Raw genomic sequence first — 1,405 nt, forward strand, 5'->3', positions numbered from 1 at the left:
AGGCTTGCATCGGGGAGGGAAGCTTTACCGGGACGTTCAGCTTTTGCATAAGCAAAGCGGAAGGGGTTAGCCTTGCCTCTGAAGTGCCTGCAAGGCTTATAAGCAAGATTAAAAGAAACACAGATTTCCTCAGCATTTTGTCAAGGCTAAGCGTTCCAACCTCACACCTTTGGCGTGTCCCCCCTTAATGGGAGCAGTATAAGTGCTTCTACATAAGCTTTCAAATTTAAGAATAAATCGTATCTTTCTTTATCAAAAGATGGTGCCCATAAAATATAAAACTTATTTTTATACTTCCCTCTTATACGTATTAAAACAATGTTCCAAGACACAAAGTAAGTTGTTTTAATTTGACTTATATCTTTAAGCGGATATGCTCTTTCTTTTTTCCATACTTTTATATAGAAGTTATTCTCATTAAAGGACACTCGGATAATAGCTTTGTAATACTGAAAAATGGCTAAAATAATAAACACCAAATTAAAACTTTTAAACATTATTTCTTCTGGTTCTGTTTTCCACGGCATTACAGTAAAACCTATAATAAGAATGAATATTAACCCCATACTTGTGATACTAAAAAATATTCCTTTCCCCAAAAGGATTTCCCTAAAACCCTTTTTATTTTGTAGATTAAAGTTAAAAATTATTTGTTCATCCATAAGTGATTTTATTCTATCTATGAATAGTTTTTAAAAGATCCAGATAAATTTTCTGATATTTCTTGGGAAGCACTGTCCCCTTACCAATATACCAAGAATGCGTCAACATTCCAGAAACCCCAACTCCTGCTCCGCCAGCGACCCCAACCGTCCCACCATACTCTCCCTTACCCCAAAAACTTGTACCGGTAGCTTGAAACGAATAGCCCTTGCCAGCTGCAGCAAAACCTGAAACTGTCAGAGTCCATGGACTTATCTCAGTTGGGTCACAAGGTCCTTCAAGGGTTCCCGCCTCCAATTGTACTGCACCGCCAAGCCCTAGACCAATACCAAGAGAACCATATCTAAATTGGTAATATACCCCTGTTGAAGGATCAATTAAATAGTATGTTCCAACTTCACCTGATAAAATAAAACCGCCACCCCCACTAACAGAGATGTAAACCCAAGTTTTTAATCCCAACGGGTCTATCCAATTAACTGGCGAGTTGCCAGTGTAAGTATAAAGATTCACCCCTCCCAACAACCCAATCGGGTCTTCCGATATAAATCTTTGCAATTCGGGTGAATAATACCTCGCCCTATAATAATATAACCCCTCTCCATCATTCTCCCTTCCTGTATACTGAAAAGGATTATCTGAGGGTTCACCTATCATTTCCGTATTTCCATATGGGTCGTAGACATACTGCGTCTTAATCGTGCCTGCCTCATCCGTCAATGCAACCACAGACCCTAAAGCA

At 39.0% G+C, this 1,405-nt stretch carries 2 protein-coding genes; both read right to left on the bottom strand.

The window, feature by feature from the left end; all coding sequences use genetic code 11:
• Positions 1–161 precede the first annotated feature (161 nt).
• Positions 162–662, bottom strand: a complete 501-nt coding sequence (locus HY805_03785) for a hypothetical protein (GenBank protein ID MBI4823336.1) — start codon at positions 660–662, stop codon at positions 162–164.
• 13 nt (positions 663–675) lie between these two features.
• Positions 676–1,405 (bottom strand): RHS repeat-associated core domain-containing protein (locus HY805_03790; protein MBI4823337.1); only part of this gene is annotated, 730 nt, incomplete at its 5' end.

The sequence above is a fragment of the Nitrospirota bacterium genome, from assembly GCA_016207905.1.
Lineage (GTDB): Bacteria > Nitrospirota > Thermodesulfovibrionia > Thermodesulfovibrionales > JdFR-86 > JACQZC01.

Bases quoted from the DNA above. Each gene is read 5' to 3' on its own strand.
- HY805_03785 (MBI4823336.1), bottom strand. From the start codon at position 662: ATGGATGAACAAATAATTTTTAACTTTAATCTACAAAATAAAAAGGGT.